The sequence below is a fragment of the Corynebacterium sp. HMSC04H06 genome, assembly GCF_001815935.1.
Classification (GTDB): Bacteria; Actinomycetota; Actinomycetes; order Mycobacteriales; family Mycobacteriaceae; genus Corynebacterium.
The window spans coordinates 58,800-75,760 of the sequence record NZ_KV823444.1 but is presented as its reverse complement, the minus strand read 5'-3'; the positions used below and the strand labels follow the sequence as shown (position 1 = coordinate 75,760).

The following is a 16,961-nucleotide window of genomic DNA, read 5'->3' as shown; positions in this document are numbered from 1 at the left end:
GCAGCCACCACCAGCCGGCGCCGGCCAGCAGCCCGCCGGCCGCCGGCACGCTGACGGCGGTGGCCCAGTGCGCGGGGCCTGGGTCGTCGTGCGCGCCGATCAAGAGCAGGGTGTCGATACAAAGCGTCATTACCAAACCAACGATGCCGGCGGCCAGGCCGGCGGTGACCACCAGGGCCACGTAGACGAGCGGGGACTTGATCCCCGGGGAAGGGGTGGTGTTACTTGGCCGCCCGGACATGCTGAACACCTTCGACGACGGCGACGATGATGGCGCCGACTATGAAGCCGAAGACCATCGAGCCGGCGGTATCCACTAGCCATTCCAGCACGCCGGCAGGAACCAGCTGGCTCAAGTGGTGGACGGCATCGGCGGGCGCGCTTTGGCCGAACTCGGCCAGGCCGGAGGTCAGGATGTGGCCGCCGACCCACAGCATGGCGGCGGTGCCGATGATGCCGATGATGTGCAGGACGTAGGGCATGCCCTTGACCAGGGCCTTGCCGACCAGGGAGTTGCCGTCGCGGCGCTCGAGCAGGCGCAGGCCGATGTCATCCATCTTGACCAGCACGGCCACCGCGCCGTAAACGCCCAGGGTAAAGGCGATGGCGATGGTAATCAGCGTGATAACGCGCAGCCCGAAGGACTCGCTCATCAACTCGTTGAGGGCGATGACCATGATCTCCGCCGACAGGATGAGGTCGGTGCGGATGGCTGAGGACACGAGCGAGTCCTCCGCGTCTGGGCCGGACTCGCGCACCGGCGTTTCCTGATCCTCCAAGCCCGGCAGCAGTTTCGCGGCGATCTTGTGGGCGCCCTCGAAGCAGAGGTAAGCCCCGCCCAGCATCAGGATGGGGGTCAGCGCCCAAGGGGCCAGCCAGGACAGCAGGAGCGCCACCGGCAGGATGATGATGAGTTTGTTGATTAGGGAGCCCTTGGTGATGCGCCAGATCATCGGCAGCTCCCGCTTGGGGTCCACGCCGGCGACGTACTGCGGGGTCACGGCGGCGTCATCGACCACGACCCCGACCGCCTTAGAGGAGGTCTTGCCGGTCAGCGCGGCGACGTCGTCCACCGACGAGGCCGCCGAACGCGCGATCAGCGCGATGTCATCAAACAAGGCAAGAAGGCCACCGGCCATGGAACCACTCTCCGGACAGTGTTAGGCGAATTAGTGCTAGGCGTATTTAGGGCAAAAGCCTAAGGGCCACAGCAGGAAATAGAAGCTAAAAGCAACAGCTAAAGCGTTTGCAATCTACCCCGGATCCCCGGCGGCTGCAACACGTGCGACTATCGGAAGGCTTAGGTGTTGCTGACCGGGAGGAGTTCCACCTCGTCGGCCCACGTGAGCGGGAAACCCAGCTGGCGCAGCCACTCCATGGCGTCGTCGCGGTGGCGGGTGATGCCCTCGACGGCGGTCAGGGTGGCATCGATAGCCCCCTCGGCCTCCTCGGCACTCAGGTATCCGGCGGAGGTGGCGGCGGCGAGCTCGTCGATGTCCAAGACCTCGACCGGGCTGCCGGTCAGGGAGACTAGGTCGACGTAGAGATCACGGGTGGACCACACCTCGTCGGTGACGGAGATATCCGCGATGTCGAAGTAGAAGTCCTGGGAGTGCTCGACGCCCGGGCGGAAGTGGAAGATGTTGGCACGCAGGCGCAGCTCCGGCAGGAGCCAGGACTCCAAGTAGCCGAAGCGCGGGTGGTCGGCGCCGCGGCCCATGTAGAGGCCGAAGTCGGTGCGCTCGTAGCGGTCGACAGGGCGGTTAAAGCCCTTCGGGTCGATGTTGAAATCCCCGCGGGTGTCGAAGGTTTCTTCCTTGACGGGGTGCAAGTCAACGCTCATGGGTTTACTTAACCTCCACGATGGCGGCGGTGGGGGCGAAGCGGCAGCTGCCCTCTTCGGTGTTGACGGCGCCGCTGAGCAGGGCGACCACGGTGCCGGGGCCGGTGGCGGCGCGGCCCGAGATGGTTGCCGGGCCCTCCGGGTTAATCCCGTGGTTGCCCAGCGGGGTGACGCCGCTGCGGAAGTTGTTCAGGTTGAACCAGTGGACGTTCATCTGGCCCTGGTTGGACGTGGCGGGCTTGGTACCCATGGCGGTGAACAGGAAGGCGGTTTCGCCGGCGCCGGCGCCGGGGGCGGGGATCTCGGTCGGCCCCGGCACCGCGATGGCCGAGCCCACGGAATCCTGCGTGCCGCCGATGCAGCGGCCGGAGACGGTCGGCCAGTAGAACTGCCGGAAGTTCGGGCCGCCGACGGGCATGTCCACGCCGGCCTCGCCGCCGTCCTGGCCGGTGGTATACGCCAGGGCCGCCAGGATGGCGTTGCGGGCGTCCTCCGGCATCCACGGCTGATAGGCGAAGTCGCGCACCTGCTGGGCCGCCTCCGGGGTGGGCCGGCCCAGGTGATCCACCGGCAGCGAGGAGTCGACGGCGTCCTCGAACTGCGCGCTCAGCTCGGCGGCAGGAGGCGCGACCGAGGAGGCGGGAGCCGGGACCTGCGGGGTGGCTTCGGCGGGGGAGACCGCGGCGACGAGAGCGCCGATGAGCCCGGCGGTCGCGGCTGACATGGCTACCGCGCGGCCGAGCCGGGAGCTCGGGCTCCGGCGGCGCGTTGCGGGAGTACTGGCGTGGTCCGCGGAGGAAATGGTCACGATGAACGCAGTCCTTGGGTGGGGGATAAGTTCTAGTAGAAGAAGTCGTTGTCCGGCGGTGACTAAACTGGCCCCGGGTTTTGTGTCTGCAAGCCTCTTAGGCCACATTAGTCACAGCCGTAACAACTTCACCTTCAGTAACAATATTTAATTTTTGGTAACAGTCAACTGTGAACGTGACTATATACTTCATCTTTCGTCGAATGTAATGGTTTCGTTACACATCCCAGTGCTGCGGTAAATGCGGACGTGGCTGCGGGGTCGGCGGGCGGCGAGTTTTGAGGTCGGGTCCATTTTTCGGTGGCCAATTCTGCAGCGAACTAGCAGGCGGGGTATCGTTGTACCCCGTTGAAAAATGTCCCGTTCCTGGGAGCCTGGGCGGCAAGGGCCTGCTCCCGGCAAGGAAGGCGGGCAACCCGAGATTCCATTGAAGGAGAATCGATTCGTGACCCATACTGAGTTCCGTAACGTCGCCATCGTCGCCCACGTTGACCATGGCAAAACCACCCTGGTCAACGGCATGCTGGAGCAGTCCGGCGCTTTCGGCGAACACGGCGAACACACGGACCGTGTCATGGACTCCAACGACCAGGAAAAAGAGCGCGGCATTACCATCCTGGCCAAGAACACCGCCATTACCCGTAAGGGCAAGGGCAAGGATGGCGCCGACCTTATTATTAACGTCATCGACACCCCGGGCCACGCCGATTTCGGCGGCGAGGTCGAGCGCGGTATCTCCATGGTTGATGGCGTGGTCCTGCTTGTCGATGCCTCCGAGGGCCCGCTGCCGCAGACCCGCTTCGTGCTGACCAAGGCCCTGGAGGCCAAGCTGCCGGTCATCATCGCCGTCAACAAGACCGACCGCCCGGACGCCCGCATCGACGAGGTCGTCACCGAGTCCCAGGATCTCCTGCTGGAAATCGCCGCCGGCCTGGACGACCCGGAGGCGGCGGCCGCCGCCGAGGAGCTGCTGGACCTGCCGGTGCTCTACGCCTCCGGCCGCGCCGGCATCGCCTCCACCGAGAACCCGGGCGACGGCAACGTGCCCGCCGGCGAGGACCTGCAGCCGCTCTTCGACGTCATCTACGACGTCCTGCCGGAGCCGTCGGCTACCATCGACGCCCCGCTGCAGGCGCACGTGACCAACCTGGACTCCTCCGACTTCCTGGGCCGTATCGCGCTGCTGCGTATCTACTCCGGCACCATCAAGAAGGGCCAGCAGGTCGCCTGGATCCACTACGACGACGAGGGCAACCAGCACACCAAGACCGTCAAGGTCGCGGAGCTGCTGCGCACCGTCGGCTTCGAACGCCAGCCGGCCGAGGACGCCATCGCCGGCGACATCGTGGCTATCTCCGGAATCTCCGACATCATGATCGGCGACACCATCGCGGATCCGGAGCACCCGGAGGCCCTGCCGCGCATCACCGTCGATGAGCCGGCCATCTCCATGACCATCGGTGTCAACACCTCGCCGATGGCCGGCCGCGGCGGCAGCGACAAGCTGACCGCTCGCCTGGTCAAGGCCCGCCTGGACCAGGAGCTCATCGGTAACGTCTCCCTGCGCGTCCTGCCGACCGAACGCCCGGACGCCTGGGAGGTCCAGGGCCGCGGTGAGATGGCGCTGTCCGTGCTCATCGAGTCCATGCGCCGCGAGGGCTTCGAGCTGACCATCGGCAAGCCGCAGGTCGTCATCCAGGAAATCGACGGCAAGGTGCACGAGCCCTACGAGCTCATCACCATCGACGTGCCCTCCGAGCACCAGGGTGCGGTCACCCAGCTGATGGCCACCCGCAAGGGCCAGATGCAGTCCATGGACGTGCGCGAAGGCGACTGGGTCCGCATGGTCTTCCGCATCCCGGCCCGCGGCCTTATCGGCTTCCGCACCCAGTTCATGACGGAGACCCGCGGCGCGGGCATCGCCAACTCCATCTCCGACGGCCTGGACGTCTGGGCCGGCGAGATCAAGTCCCGCCCGACCGGCTCGCTGGTCGCCGACCGCACCGGCCAGATCACCCAGTACGCGCTGACCCAGCTGGCCGACCGCGGCAGCTTCTTCGTTGAGCCGGGCGACGAGGCCTACGAGGGCATGGTCGTCGGCGCCAACAACCGTGATGAGGACATCGACATCAACATCACGAAGGAAAAGAAGCTGACCAACATGCGCTCGGCTACCGCCGACGCCACGGTCACCCTCGCCAAGGCCCACACCCTGAGCCTGGAGGAGGCCCTCGAGTTCTGTGGTACCGACGAGTGCGTCGAGGTCGCCCCGAACGCCCTGCGCGTGCGCAAGGTGATCCTGTCCGCGACCGACCGCAAGCGCGCGGCCTCCCGCAACAAGCAGCTCAATAAGTAGTTCGCCCGAGCGTTAACTACCTCATCCCGCCCCACTGCACTAAAGTAGGGCGGGGTTTATTTCTTTTCCAGAAGGCAGGTGCACCGGTGACAAAGCCGTTTCGCGGCGCGATAGCGCTGCTAAGCGCCGGCCTACTGGGCGGGGGGGTCGTAAGCGCCTGCGCGGCGAACCCGGGCCCGCCACCGGTGGTGGAGGAGGCGCCGTCGGAGCCCTCGGCCACCTCGACCACGACCACCCCGCCGCCCGAGCCGACCGAGCGCTCCCGGGTGGCCGTCGGCGTCGACCCGCTGCAGGCCGGGCTCAACCCGCACCTGCTCGCCGACAACCAGCAAGTCGTCGAAGACATCGCCGACCTCGTGCTGCCGTCTGTTTTCCACGGCGATCGGATCGATACCGACGTGGTGGACTCCGCCGAGGAAGTCGAGCCCCCGGAAGGCGTGGCCCAGCGCCTGCGCTACGAGATTTCCTCGGCCGCCCAATGGTCCGACGGCACCCCGCTGACCTCGGCCGACTTCAGCTACCTGTGGGAGAAGATGCGCAGCACCCCGGGGGTCAAGTCCCCGGCCGCCTACCAGGCAATTAGTGCGGTCCATAGCTCCGACGGCGGCAAGATCGTCACCGTGGACTTGTCCACCCGCGTGGCGGACTGGAGCGAGCTGTTCCAACACCTCCTTCCGGCCCATCTGCTGGAGGAGGGCGACGTCTCCTTTAGCGCGGCCCTGGCCAACGACATTCCGGCCTCGGCCGGGCGCTTCCTGGTCGCCTCCGTGGACAACGCCCGCGGGATGATCACCTTGAACCGCAACGACCGATACTGGGGCGCGGAGCCGTCCCAGCTGGACGTGGTCGAGCTGCACTACATGCGCTCGTCCCAGCAGGCCGTCAACATGCTGCGCACCGGGCAGGTCGGCTTCACCGACATCCGCCCGGAGCAGACCACCATGGAGTCGCTGGCCCTGGTTCCCGGTGTCGATGCCCAGACCCAGGGCGGGCTGCGACAGCTGCGCCTCCAGCTGTCCACCCGCACGCTTGCCGATACCCCAGCCCGCCGCGCCCTAGCCAGCCTCGTCGACACCGATCAGCTGGCGCGCCTGGCCACCGGCCGCAGCGCCGACCTGTCCGTGGCCCGCAACCCGGTCGACGCGGGCGCGGATCTCACCCCGCTGCGCGAGCTCGCCGAGAACCGGCCCATCCGGCTGGCCGCGGACCCGTCCGACGTGCCCGCCACGAACGCGGCGAACGCCCTCGTGGACGTGCTGACCAGCCAGGGGATACCCGCCGAGGTGGTCGGGGAGAAGATGTCCGTTATCGCCTCCACGCTGCTGCCCAACGAGCGCGCCGATGCCGTCCTGGCCTGGCACGATCTGAGCCTGCAGCCGGCGGACTTCGCGGATTATTTCGTCTGCCCGGGCCCCGAGAACAGAGCCGTCGGCGACCTGTCCGGCTATTGCCCGGAGGATGCCGCAGCGCAGCTGGCGCGTATCCTGGGAGGCGAATACACGGGCGAACAGGCCCTCGAGCAGGTCCGCGCCCTGAACGCGGCCCAGACCCTCTACGTGCCGATTGTGGACGAGACCCGAGTACACGCCGTGGGCCGGGGCATCGCTGGCCCTGCGGGAAGGCCCGCCGAGTGGTCGCTGGAATCCGCCCCAACCTGGAAAGAAGGAGAACGTGACGAAGAATAACCTGGATCTTGCGGGCTACCGCGTGCTGGTCACGCACGCGCATCCGGACGACGAGACGCTCTTTACCGGCGGCACCATCGCCGGCCTGAGCGGGCGCGGGGCCCAGGTGACCGTCGCAACGGCCACGCTGGGCGAAGAGGGCGAGGTCATCGGCGACAAATACCAGCACCTGGTGGCGGGCGAAGCCGACCAGCTGGGCGGATTCCGCATCGGGGAGCTCGACGCCGCCGTGGCCCACCTGGGCGCGCGCTCGGTGCTGCTGGGCGGGCCCGGCCAGTTCCGCGACTCTGGGATGGCAGGATCCGCCGCCCACGCTAACCCGCGCGCCCTGGTCAACCGCGTGCCGGAGGCGGCCCAGCTCATCGCCCAGCTCATCGACGAGCTGCGCCCCGATGCCGTCCTCACCTACGGGCCCGACGGCGGCTACGGCCACCCCGACCACATCGCGGTGCACCAGGCCACCCACCAGGCCCTCCAGCAGGCCGACTGGGCCGTTCCCCGGGTGTGGTGGGCCATCTACGAGCGCGAGCTGACGCTGGGCGCCCTGGAGACCCTGCGCCCGCCCGAGGGCTGGCAGCTGCCCAGTGCCGAGTACCTGGAGAACTTCACCAACGCCGGCGCCGACCTCAAGGTCCGGCTCACCCCGGCCGCCTACCAAGCCAAGCGGCGCGCGATGGCGGCGCACGCGACCCAGATCTGGCTCGGCGACGGCACCGTCACCGAGACCAACCCGGAACCCGCCTGGGTGCAGGCGGCCAAGCCGGCCGAGGTGCCTACCGGCTACGCCCTGTCCAACCGGCTGTTGATGCCGCTGCCGCGCACTGAGTCCTACCAGCTCGCCCAGGGCCCGTCGCCGCTCGGCGAGGGCATCCGCGGGCTGCTGGGGGAGCTAGATTCATGAGCGGCGAGCAAGCGGTCATCCGCACCGACTTCACGCGCGCCGAGGCCGCAGGCGGGCTAACCTGGCTCTGCGTCGGGGCGGCGCTGTCCTGCTTGCTGGAGGTCGTCTACCTCAACGTGTGGCTGGGCCCGGTGCCGTTCCCGGTAACAATCGTGGTGGCGTTCCTGTTCAACCACGTGCTGACCACAACGGCGCGCCTGTGGAGCTCGAACACCCCGGTGGTGCTGCTGCCTTTGGTTGTGTGGATCCTGCTCTTCGCGATATTTTTGTTTGGTGTTGAAGTAACTGGGGATCAGCTACTAGCCAATAATATTCGCACCGTGTGCCTGCTTTTCGCGGGCATCGCGGGCGGTGTCTGGCATTTTGTCAGAACGAAGTGACATACTAATTAACGGCCTAAAAACTGGATCAGGAGATAATTTTCACCCATGACTTATACAATCGCCCAACCTTGTGTTGACGTGATGGACCGGTCCTGCGTCGAGGAATGCCCGGTCGACTGCATCTATGAAGGCAAGCGTTCTCTCTACATCCACCCCGACGAGTGCGTGGACTGCGGCGCCTGCGAGCCCGCCTGCCCGGTGGAAGCCATCTTCTACGAGGACGACGTGCCGGACGAGTGGCTCGACTACAACGACGCCAATGCCGCCTTCTTCGACGATCTGGGCTCCCCGGGCGGTGCCGCCGCCCTGGGACCGCAGGACTTCGACGCGCCGATGATCGCCGCGTTGCCGCCACAGAATCAGGAGTAGAAGCACCATGAACCGCACCCCGCTGGGGGAAAAGTTACCGGACTTTCCCTGGGACTCGCTGGCTGAGGCCAAGGCCAAGGCCGCCGCGCACCCGGACGGAATAATCAACCTGTCCGTCGGGACCCCCGTGGACCCGGTCTCGCCGGGGGTGCAGCTGGGTTTGACATCGACGGCCGCGGAGCCAGGCTACCCCGCCACCGCCGGCTCGCCGGAGCTGCAGCAGGCCATCGTGAGCGCAATGGAGCGGCGCTACCACGTCACCGGCCTAGACGCGAAGTCGGTGCTGCCGGTTATCGGTTCCAAGGAGGCCATCGCGTGGCTGCCCACCCTGCTGGGGCTTAGCGGGCACCGGATTGTTATCCCCAGCCTGGCGTACCCGACTTACGAGGTGGGGGCCCGGCTCGCGGGTGCCACGGCCGTCCGCGCCGACGAGACCGCCGACTTCGGTGACGCCTCGCTGGTCTACCTCAACTATCCCGCCAACCCGACCGGGCAAGTTGCGTCCGTCGAGCACCTCCGCGAGGTCGTCGCCTGGGCCCGCGCTAATGATGGCATCGTTGCCTCCGACGAGTGCTACCTCGGCCTGGGCTGGAACGACGACAACCCGCCGGTGTCCATCCTGGACCCGCGGGTGTGCGACGGCGACCACACCGGCCTGCTGGCCCTGCACTCGCTGTCCAAGACCGCCAACCTCGCGTCCTACCGCGCGGCGTTCATCGCCGGCGACCGCGACCTCGTCCAGGAGCTGCTGGCGGTGCGCAAGCACGCCGGCCTCATCGTGCCTGGCCCCATCCAGTCCGCGATGGTCGCCGCGCTCGACGACGACGCCTCCGAACAGCTCCAGCGCCAGCTCTACGCCCGCCGGCGCGTGGCGCTGATGAAGGCGATGACGGCAGCGGGTTTTAGCATCGACCACTCCGACGGCGGCCTCTACGTGTGGGCAACTCGCGGCGAGGACTGCCGCGCGACCGTCGATTGGTTGGCCGAGCGCGGCATCTTGGTCGCGCCCGGCGACTTCTACGGCCCGGCCGGCAAGCAGTACATCCGCATAGGGCTTAACGGCACCGACGAGGGGATCGCCGCCGCGGTGGAGCGCCTGGGGCGCTAGTGCCACCCATCGGCTGCCGGGAGGGCATCTCCCCGCAAAAGACCGTCCTGCGCGGCCACGTTCCTTCGGAAGGGGAGTACTGGGCCGCCCGCGCTGGCGATTCCCCCTTCGCGGAAGGCGAGAAACTTCGCCCCAGCCAGCCGCTCCCGCGGCCCGTTCCCGCGTGGTTTCACCCCGTCGTGGCTGAGGAAGAGGAGATCCCGTTCTACCACCGCGTCCTCGTTGCCGACGAGGACCTCATCGTGGTGGACAAGCCACATTTTCTGCCGACGACGAGCAACGGGCGCATCGTCCGCAACACCGTCCAGACCCGCCTCCGCCTAGAATTCGGCGAAGACGAGATCGTGCCCATCCACCGGCTGGACCGCCTGACCGCGGGGCTGGTGGTCTGCTCCCGCAAGCGCGCTACCCGCGGCGCCTACCAGCAACTTTTCGCCCAGCGCCGCGTGCGCAAACACTACCGCGCGGAGCTTAGCGCCCCGCTGGATGTCGACGAACTCATCACCCTGCCCATGCGCAAAGTACCCGGCCAGCCCCGCGTAACCGTCGATGCCGCCGGCACCATCACCCGCACCCGTATCCGCGCGCACGGGCGGGTGGCCGACCTGTGGCCGGAGACCGGGCACACGCACCAGCTGCGGGTGTTGCTGAATTATTTGGGCGCGCCGATCGCCGGTGACGACACCTACCCAACCGACCGTGGCCTGCACCTTTACGATTTTTCCCGGCCGCTGAAGCTCTGGCACACCAGCCTTAGCTTTACTGATCCGTTGCAAGCCACGCAGCGCCGGTTTTCACTCCCGCAGTAGTGGCGGAGTATTCTCGAGTAGTTATTGTTGTTATCCGCAGGCCTGAAAAGGTAGTTCATGAGTGAGCAGAGCATCGCGCGCATGGCGGCCAACCTTCGGCAGTTCATCAAGTTTGGCATGGTGGGCGGCTCGGGTGCGCTGGTTAACTTTGTCGTCTTCGTGCTATGCAAGAAGATCGCCGAGGACTTCTTCCACGTGCACGAAACCGATGTCTGGTTCCCGATTCTTGGCACCGAATTCAACGTGCGCTGGTACAACGTGTTCATGGTGATCGCCTTCCTCGTGGCCAACACGTGGAACTACCAGCTCAACCGCATGTGGACCTTCAAATCAGTCAACAGCGTGTCCTGGCTGCGCGGTTTCTTCCCCTTCCTGCTCACCGGGCTGGGCGCGCTCATCGTCTCGCAGATTTTCATGGTGCTGCTGATGAACCCCACCACGCCAATCGGCCTGCCGCGCGAGATCTTTGATGATTCCACCGGCCTGCGCACCATGTCCTACTGGGCCAACATGATTTCCGTCATCCTTGCCATGCCGGTCAACTTCATCATCAACAAGCTCTGGACCTTCCGCTCACGGCCCGAAGGGCCGCGCGTCGTCCACGAGCAGGAGCCCGCCTAGCGCTTGTTTTCGGGTCTTCGCCGGCCCCACGCGCCCTTCGCGCTCACGGGCAGAGCCTAGGAGCGCATTGTCGCCGTGCTGGTGACCGCGAAGGGTTCAGGCATGGCCTCTCCCGCCGGCGAGCCAGCCAGCTGCTGTCTAGTCATCGAAGGAGGCGTCCAAACGCCTCTGGTCGCGTGCGCGGAGGAGGTTGATGATAAGAGGGGTGAAAACCAGCCCGCCGAGAAATCCCAAGACGCCACCGACGATGATGTCGCTAGCCGTATCCAGTTTGCCTGCCTGGGAGGTGTTGTAAAACATGCCCGCCATCATGATTGCAGCTGGTAGAGCGACTAGCGCGGTGGGAAGAAGACGAGGGGTGGCGGGCTTCGGGCGGGGTATGTGCTTGGTCATCCATTGGGTGCTGATCATCTCAGCGAGGGCGTAGGGCAAAATCACCACTACGGAGACTTGGGAGAGCTGCCCGTCTAGGAGCCAGGCGAAGATTGCGCCGACGGTGTACAGGCTGAAGACCATCGTGGAATACCCCACGGCGTAGGACTTGTAGACCATTTCCCGCTGGTACTCGTCCTCGGTGCACGCCTCGACCTGCTCAAAAGTGTGATTCGCGATGTGATCGGCGATCGACATGCCAGGTAGTCCTTTCTCCGCTCTTGCCACTCCCGCCGGCATGAACGGTACGTGAGGTAGACGGGGGACTACCCATCAGTACCGTGCCGGCGGCGTGACTTGCCCATCTTCGTGACTTAGCGTAGAGAATCCCGGGCTACCTGGCAAAGCTTAGAGGTTCCAGTGCCATTTCCATGCCGGTTCGCGGCTCACATAAGTCATTTGCCCGGGATGCCCTCGCGTGCGGCGCCGAATCGCGTCACGAATCTGGTTGATCACGCTGGGGAGGTTGAAGCGAATGCAGTCGCCGGTAAACCTCAGCACCAGGTACCCGTGGTTCTGGCCTGCGTTGGACTTCATGCGGTCGAGGATAAAGTTGCGGTGCTGGTTATGGTAAGTATACCCGTCGACCTCGATGAGAATCTTCCACCGCCGCAGCTCCAGGTCGAAGCGGTAGCCGGACACGACCGAATTATGGATCGGGTAAATTCCCTGCTTGCGCAGCTCGCGCGCGAGTTCTCGCTCGCGGATCGAATCCGTGCCGATAGCGCACTCGCGCAGGCACCCCCGCAAGCCCCTCGGTATCCGCCCCATCCGGCGCCTGTCCTTAGCCAGCTGGGCCCGCCCGGTTTTGCCGTGGTAGTGCGCTTCCAGCATCGGGTGGCTGCGTTCCGGGCAGCGCCGCGCAGCCCACAGCGGCTCCACCACCCGCAACCCGTCAACCACCTCCGCCGAGCGCATCCGCGAATGCACGACGCGGAAATTCTCGCCCACGATGGTCCGCGGTCCCTCCAGTGTCAACGGGAAGGTCAGCGGCAGCCCGCAATGCACCTCGATGGCGCTGCGCCCGGCCAGCACCGCGCGCGGATACGCCGCGAGCAGGCACGCCGCGACCTCGCGAGCGTTCGGCTGCTGGTCCGTGTAGACCCCGCGGTGGATGCGAAAAAGTCGGCCCTCGGCCAGCAGCGTTCGGATCCGCCGCTTGCCGATGCCCTCCTCCCGCAGCCGCGCAGTCGTCCACATCGCCATGTACCTAAAGCTAGGCAGCGAGCAGAGTCATTGCTAGGGGAGAGGGCAGAAAAGGCCGGAAAACGGCAAAAATAGTTCGCCCACGCCGGTTTCTGGCGGGCGCGACCTGTAATGTGACCATCCTAGGTGGTGACATTGCTACCCAGCGGGTAGGCCGCGGGGGTGAGCTTCGACGAAGGAGCTCAAACCGCCCAATGCGCCCTTCGCGGTCACGGGTGCGGGGCCCGCGCACAGAAAATCCCCGCCGGTGACCGCGAAGGGTTCATTTTTGCCGGAGCAGTCGAATCTGGCGGAACTGAATCCGGTGCAAGGGGCGCCGGAGCAATTGAATCCGGCGCAAGAGGCCTCGGATGCAATGGAGTCGTCGCTAATGGAACAGGTGGAAGAAACGCCGGCGCAAAAGAAAAGGCGCCCACCGTACGGTGAGCGCCCAGCCAGCTGACCCGCTACGGCGGGTCCAACGTCGAGGTCGGGGAGATGCCGCGGACCTTCGAGTTGAGGAAGCCAGCGACGGCTAGCACCGCGAACATGGCGCCGGCGGAGGCGAGCTGGATGCGGGAGGAGGCATCGCTGAGCATGAGCACGGCGATACCGGCCAGCGCAATCAGCGTCAGCCACGTCAGGTAGGGGTAGGCCCACATGCGGATGGGCAGCTCGTAGCGGGCCTCGAGCTGGCGGCGCAGGCGTAGCTGCGCCACCGCGATGAAGGTCCACACGATAAGCAGGGACGCGCCCGCGGAGTTGAGCATGAAGGTCAGCAGCCAGCCGGTATCGGCGTAGTTGAGCACAACCATGACGGCGGCTAGCGCCACGGACAGCCCGATGGCCGGCAGCGGTACGCCGTGGGTGTTGGTGTGGGCGAAGATACGCGGGGCCTCGCGGCGGGTGGCCAGGGAGTGCATCATGCGGGAGGAAGCGTAGATTTGCGCGTTGAAGGCCGACAGCAGCGCCAGCACGATGATGACCTCCATGAGGCCGGCCGCAAACGGGATGCCGGCGTGTTCGAGCACGCGGGTAAAAGGCGAGGCGGCGGCGGTGTCGGAATCGCCCAGCGAGGAGTAGGGCAGCAGGAAGGTAATCACCAGTACGGAACCCAGGTAGAAGACCGAGATCCGCAGGATGGTCGAGCGCACGGCATTGACCAGGGAACGCTTCGGGTCCTCCGACTCGGCGGAGGCGATGGCTACGACCTCGATGCCGCCGAAGGCGAAGGCGACCGCCAGCAGGCCAGTGGCCACGCCGGACAGGCCGTTGGGCATGAAGCCGTCGCCCAAGAAGATCTCGGTGCCCACGAAGGTGTGGCCGGGCAGCAGGCCGAAGATAAGCGCCAAGCCCAGCAGCAGGAAGGCGACGATGACGACGACCTTGATGGCGGCGAACCAGTACTCGAACTCGCCGAAGGAGCGCACGTGCAGAAGGTTAATCACGCCGAAGATGGCCACGCACACGGCCGCGGGAATCCACGGCGGCAGGGCCAGCCACGCGCCAATGAAGGCGGCGGCGCCGGTAATTTCGGCGCCCAGCACCGCCACGGTGGCCAGCCAGTAGATCCAACCCTGCGTGAAGCCTGCCCAGCGTCCGATGCCGTGCTCGGCGTACTCGGAAAACGAGCCGGAGGCGGGGATGACGGTGCCCATCTCGCCGAGCATCTGCATCACGAGGATGGCCAGCGTGCCGGCGATGATATAGGCGACGAGCACCGCCGGGCCGGCGGCGGCGATGGCCACGCCGGTGCCCAGGAAGAGTCCGGCCCCGATGGTGGAGCCCAGCCCCATCATGGTCAGGTGGCGGACCTTCAGGCCGTGGCCGAGGGTAGCGGCGGGAGTAGGTTCAGCAGTAGACACACTTAAAGTGTAAGGTGCGCATAAAAAGGACCCCCGAAGGGGTCCGCAGTGCCGCTTTTTAATTCTTGTGGAGGTCGGAGTTGAGGGCCACGGCCGCGGCCTTCCACTCGGTGGCTTCCACCGCTCCGGTCACGGAGTGGCGGCGCAGCAGCACACCGGAAGCTCCCGACAGCTGCGCGGCCTTGACCTGCTCGCCCGGCTCGACGCCGGCGGCCTCGGCCACCTTGCCGTAGACGGTCACGCGGGTGCCCGCGGTGACATAAAGACCGGCCTCGACCACGCAGTCGTCGCCTAGCGAGATGCCGACGCCGGAATTGGCGCCGAGCAGGCAGCGCTCGCCCAAGGAAATGACCTCCTTGCCGCCGCCGGACAGCGTGCCCATGATGGAGGCGCCGCCGCCGATGTCGGAGCCGTCGCCGACCAGCACGCCGGCGGAAATGCGGCCCTCGACCATGGACGCACCCAGGGTGCCGGCGTTGAAGTTGACGAAGCCCTCGTGCATGACGGTGGTGCCCTCCGCCAGGTGGGCACCCAACCGGACGCGGTCAGCATCGCCAATGCGCACGCCGGAGGGGATGACGTAGTCGACCATGCGGGGGAACTTGTCCACGGAGTACACGGTGACCGGGCCGCGGGAGGCCAGGCGGCCGCGCACCATCTGGAAGTCGGAGACGGCGCAGGGGCCGTAGTTGGTCCACACGACGTTGGCAAGGTGGCCGAAGATGCCGTCCATGTTCAGCTCGTGCGGGCGGACCACGCGGTGGGACAGCAGGTGCAGGCGCAGGTAAGCGTCGTAGGTGTCGATGGGGGCATCGTCAAGGGAGGCGATGCCGGTGGCCACCGCCACGCGGGCGACGCCGCGCTCCTCGTCGGGGCCTACCAGCTCAGCGAACTGCTGGGGGACCTCATCCAGCTGGGTGGTGCCGGACTGCTCCACCGGCTGGTCGGTGTGGACGGCCGGGAACCAGACGTCCAAGACCGTGCCGTCGTGGGTGATGGTCGCGAGTCCGCGGGCGGATGCTGAAGTCATAGTGTGAAAATGCCTCGTGAAAAATCGATGGGAGTATGCCACGTATTCAGTTGTTTAGACGCACGTTGAGCCAGTTTAGCTAATTAGCGTTTGTTGCGCCCCACCTGGCTGCGCGCGCCGGTCGGCAGCGCGAAGGACAGCACGATGAGGATGGCGGACATCGCCACGACGGCGCCGATCTGGGCGCGGGCGGCCGGGTCGAAGAGCATCAGCACAATCAGCGCGCCCAAGGCGGCCAGCACGATCCACGGCACGTACGGGAAGCCGGGCGTGCGCAACTGGGTCAGCTCGCCGTTGGCCTTCATCTCCGGGTGCAGCTTCAGGTAGGAGCAGACCACCAGGATCCAAATGACTAGCAGGCACCCGCCCACGGCGTTGAACAGGAAGGTCAGCAGCCCCGGCGGGTTCCAGTACTGCAGGCCGACGGAGGCGAAGGCGAAAATCATGGACAGCACGACGGCGTTGCGCGGCGAGCCCTGGGCGTTGGTGAACAGGAAGGCGTGGTGGGCGTTGCCGTCGCGGGCCATGTCGAAGACCAGGCGGGAGGTCGCATAAATCTGGGCGTTGAACGCCGACAGCAGCGCCACGACGATGACCAGCTCCATGAAGCCGGCCACGGCCGGCAGGTTGGCCGTGCCCATCACGAGGGCGAAGGGGGACTGGGAGGCGTCGTCAGCGTCCTGGATCAGATCGAAGGGCAGCAGTAGCGCGATGACGGCGACCGAGCCCAGGTAGAAAACGATAATGCGGAAGATGATGGCGCGCACGGCGGTGGAGACGTTGTGCGCGGGATCCTCGGACTCCGCGGCGGCGATGGTCACCAGCTCGATGCCGCCGAAGGCGAAGGCGACCGCCAGCAGGCCGGCGGCGAAGCCGGGGATGCCGTTGGGCAGGAAGTTATCGGTGAAGTTCTCCGTGGCGACGAAGGTAGTACCCGGCCACAGGCCGGTAACCATCAGCACACCGAGCACGAGGAAGGCGACGATCACCGCGACCTTGATGACGGCGAACCAGAATTCGAACTCGCCGAAGCCGCGCACGGAGGCGAAGTTGATTACGGCGAAAATCAGCACGGCGATGAGGGCCGGGATCCACGGCTCGACGCCGAACCAGCCGCCGATGATGGCTGCTGCGCCGGTGATCTCGGCGCCCATGACCATCACCAGCATGAACCAGTACAGCCAGCCGCAGGTAAACCGCGCCCAGTTGCCGAAGGCCTGGCCGGCGTAGGTCGAAAAGGAACCCAGCGACGGGCGGGCGGAGGCCATTTCCCCCAGCATTCGCATGATCAGGGCGATCAAGGCGCCCGCGATGGCATAGGCAATGAGAATAGACGTGCCGGCGATGTGGATGCCCACGCCCACGCCCAGAAACAGTCCGGCGCCGATGGCAGAGCCCAGGCCCATCATAGTCAGGTGGCGGGTTTTCAGCCGATGAGGTTTCTCCGTTGCCATTGAATTCTCCAACCCAGATATGCGATATGTCGATCCCGCTGCAATACAGCGAGTGTTTGCTGGGAGTTTACACGTTCGTCACCAAGGTCACGCCCGCCACCCCCGCCTTAAG

At 66.1% G+C, this 16,961-nt stretch carries 17 protein-coding genes; 8 read left to right on the top strand and 9 right to left on the bottom strand.

Annotated elements, in window-relative coordinates; translation table 11 throughout:
• The 4 genes from HMPREF3067_RS09255 to HMPREF3067_RS09240 all read right to left on the bottom strand — a co-directional run.
• The coding region (locus HMPREF3067_RS09255; protein ID WP_371259792.1) for a hypothetical protein at positions 1 to 241 on the bottom strand (241 nt) is incomplete at its 3' end.
• Positions 222 to 1,139, bottom strand: coding sequence for a DUF808 domain-containing protein (locus tag HMPREF3067_RS09250; protein ID WP_070769433.1), 918 nt, complete (start codon positions 1,137 to 1,139; stop codon positions 222 to 224). The genes HMPREF3067_RS09250 and HMPREF3067_RS09255, both read right to left, overlap by 20 nt.
• A gap of 161 nt (positions 1,140 to 1,300) precedes the next feature.
• Positions 1,301 to 1,843, bottom strand: coding sequence for a ribonuclease FAU-1 family protein (locus tag HMPREF3067_RS09245; protein ID WP_070769432.1), 543 nt, complete (start codon positions 1,841 to 1,843; stop codon positions 1,301 to 1,303).
• 4 nt (positions 1,844 to 1,847) lie between these two features.
• Positions 1,848 to 2,567 carry an Rv1157c family protein gene (locus HMPREF3067_RS09240; protein ID WP_070769431.1) on the bottom strand — a complete coding sequence of 240 codons (720 nt, stop codon included), beginning with the start codon at positions 2,565 to 2,567 and terminating at the stop codon, positions 1,848 to 1,850.
• Positions 2,568 to 3,096: 529 nt separating this feature from the next.
• Between HMPREF3067_RS09240 and typA the strand changes: the two genes are divergently transcribed.
• The 8 genes from typA to HMPREF3067_RS09200 all read left to right on the top strand — a co-directional run bounded on the left by typA (position 3,097) and on the right by HMPREF3067_RS09200 (position 10,883).
• Entirely contained in the window at positions 3,097 to 5,007 is a 1,911-nt protein-coding gene (typA, locus tag HMPREF3067_RS09235; RefSeq protein ID WP_070769430.1) for a translational GTPase TypA, read from the top strand.
• Positions 5,008 to 5,093: 86 nt separating this feature from the next.
• Positions 5,094 to 6,692, top strand: coding sequence for an ABC transporter family substrate-binding protein (locus tag HMPREF3067_RS09230; RefSeq protein WP_083319246.1), 1,599 nt, complete (start codon positions 5,094 to 5,096; stop codon positions 6,690 to 6,692).
• Complete coding sequence (gene mshB, locus HMPREF3067_RS09225; RefSeq protein WP_070769429.1) at positions 6,679 to 7,593, top strand: N-acetyl-1-D-myo-inositol-2-amino-2-deoxy-alpha-D-glucopyranoside deacetylase; 915 nt, start codon at positions 6,679 to 6,681, stop codon at positions 7,591 to 7,593. Before HMPREF3067_RS09230 ends, mshB begins: the two co-directional genes overlap by 14 nt.
• Positions 7,590 to 7,973, top strand: coding sequence for a hypothetical protein (locus tag HMPREF3067_RS09220; RefSeq protein ID WP_070769428.1), 384 nt, complete (start codon positions 7,590 to 7,592; stop codon positions 7,971 to 7,973). Before mshB ends, HMPREF3067_RS09220 begins: the two co-directional genes overlap by 4 nt.
• Positions 7,974 to 8,021: 48 nt before the next feature.
• Complete coding sequence (gene fdxA, locus HMPREF3067_RS09215) at positions 8,022 to 8,345, top strand: ferredoxin (protein WP_070769427.1); 324 nt, start codon at positions 8,022 to 8,024, stop codon at positions 8,343 to 8,345.
• Positions 8,346 to 8,352: 7 nt separating this feature from the next.
• Positions 8,353 to 9,453: a succinyldiaminopimelate transaminase gene (gene dapC, locus HMPREF3067_RS09210; RefSeq protein ID WP_070769426.1), complete on the top strand. Its 1,101-nt coding sequence runs from the start codon at positions 8,353 to 8,355 to the stop codon at positions 9,451 to 9,453.
• Positions 9,454 to 9,461: 8 nt separating this feature from the next.
• Complete coding sequence (locus tag HMPREF3067_RS09205) at positions 9,462 to 10,262, top strand: pseudouridine synthase (RefSeq protein ID WP_141759377.1); 801 nt, start codon at positions 9,462 to 9,464, stop codon at positions 10,260 to 10,262.
• A gap of 57 nt (positions 10,263 to 10,319) precedes the next feature.
• Complete coding sequence (locus tag HMPREF3067_RS09200; protein ID WP_070769425.1) at positions 10,320 to 10,883, top strand: GtrA family protein; 564 nt, start codon at positions 10,320 to 10,322, stop codon at positions 10,881 to 10,883.
• A 138-nt stretch (positions 10,884 to 11,021) separates the two neighbouring features.
• Here HMPREF3067_RS09200 and HMPREF3067_RS09195 read toward each other — a convergent pair whose 3' ends face one another.
• From HMPREF3067_RS09195 to HMPREF3067_RS09170, 5 genes are all read right to left on the bottom strand, one after another.
• Positions 11,022 to 11,513: a hypothetical protein gene (locus tag HMPREF3067_RS09195; RefSeq protein WP_070769424.1), complete on the bottom strand. Its 492-nt coding sequence runs from the start codon at positions 11,511 to 11,513 to the stop codon at positions 11,022 to 11,024.
• Positions 11,514 to 11,663: 150 nt separating this feature from the next.
• On the bottom strand, positions 11,664 to 12,521 hold the full coding sequence (locus HMPREF3067_RS09190) for a type IV toxin-antitoxin system AbiEi family antitoxin domain-containing protein (protein WP_070769423.1): 858 nt from the start codon (positions 12,519 to 12,521) through the stop codon (positions 11,664 to 11,666).
• A 446-nt stretch (positions 12,522 to 12,967) separates the two neighbouring features.
• On the bottom strand, positions 12,968 to 14,299 hold the full coding sequence (locus tag HMPREF3067_RS09180) for an amino acid permease (protein WP_246819285.1): 1,332 nt from the start codon (positions 14,297 to 14,299) through the stop codon (positions 12,968 to 12,970).
• Between the two features lie 124 nt (positions 14,300 to 14,423).
• The gene (gene dapD / locus HMPREF3067_RS09175; protein WP_070769420.1) at positions 14,424 to 15,395 is read right to left on the bottom strand and encodes a 2,3,4,5-tetrahydropyridine-2,6-dicarboxylate N-succinyltransferase; all 972 of its coding nucleotides are present in this window, start codon (positions 15,393 to 15,395) and stop codon (positions 14,424 to 14,426) included.
• A gap of 83 nt (positions 15,396 to 15,478) precedes the next feature.
• A complete protein-coding gene (locus tag HMPREF3067_RS09170) occupies positions 15,479 to 16,849 on the bottom strand; it encodes an amino acid permease (RefSeq protein ID WP_070769419.1) in 1,371 nt (456 codons plus the stop codon).
• Positions 16,850 to 16,961 lie beyond the last annotated feature (112 nt).

Bases quoted from the DNA above. Each gene is read 5' to 3' on its own strand.
- HMPREF3067_RS09250 (WP_070769433.1), bottom strand. From the start codon at position 1,139: ATGGCCGGTGGCCTTCTTGCCTTGTTTGATGACATCGCGCTGATCGCG.
- HMPREF3067_RS09245 (WP_070769432.1), bottom strand. From the start codon at position 1,843: ATGAGCGTTGACTTGCACCCCGTCAAGGAAGAAACCTTCGACACCCGC.
- HMPREF3067_RS09240 (WP_070769431.1), bottom strand. From the start codon at position 2,567: ATGTCAGCCGCGACCGCCGGGCTCATCGGCGCTCTCGTCGCCGCGGTC.
- HMPREF3067_RS09220 (WP_070769428.1), top strand. From the start codon at position 7,590: ATGAGCGGCGAGCAAGCGGTCATCCGCACCGACTTCACGCGCGCCGAG.
- fdxA (WP_070769427.1), top strand. From the start codon at position 8,022: ATGACTTATACAATCGCCCAACCTTGTGTTGACGTGATGGACCGGTCC.
- dapC (WP_070769426.1), top strand. From the start codon at position 8,353: ATGAACCGCACCCCGCTGGGGGAAAAGTTACCGGACTTTCCCTGGGAC.
- HMPREF3067_RS09200 (WP_070769425.1), top strand. From the start codon at position 10,320: ATGAGTGAGCAGAGCATCGCGCGCATGGCGGCCAACCTTCGGCAGTTC.
- HMPREF3067_RS09195 (WP_070769424.1), bottom strand. From the start codon at position 11,513: ATGTCGATCGCCGATCACATCGCGAATCACACTTTTGAGCAGGTCGAG.
- HMPREF3067_RS09190 (WP_070769423.1), bottom strand. From the start codon at position 12,521: ATGGCGATGTGGACGACTGCGCGGCTGCGGGAGGAGGGCATCGGCAAG.
- HMPREF3067_RS09180 (WP_246819285.1), bottom strand. From the start codon at position 14,299: ATGATGGGGCTGGGCTCCACCATCGGGGCCGGACTCTTCCTGGGCACC.
- dapD (WP_070769420.1), bottom strand. From the start codon at position 15,395: ATGACTTCAGCATCCGCCCGCGGACTCGCGACCATCACCCACGACGGC.
- HMPREF3067_RS09170 (WP_070769419.1), bottom strand. From the start codon at position 16,849: ATGGCAACGGAGAAACCTCATCGGCTGAAAACCCGCCACCTGACTATG.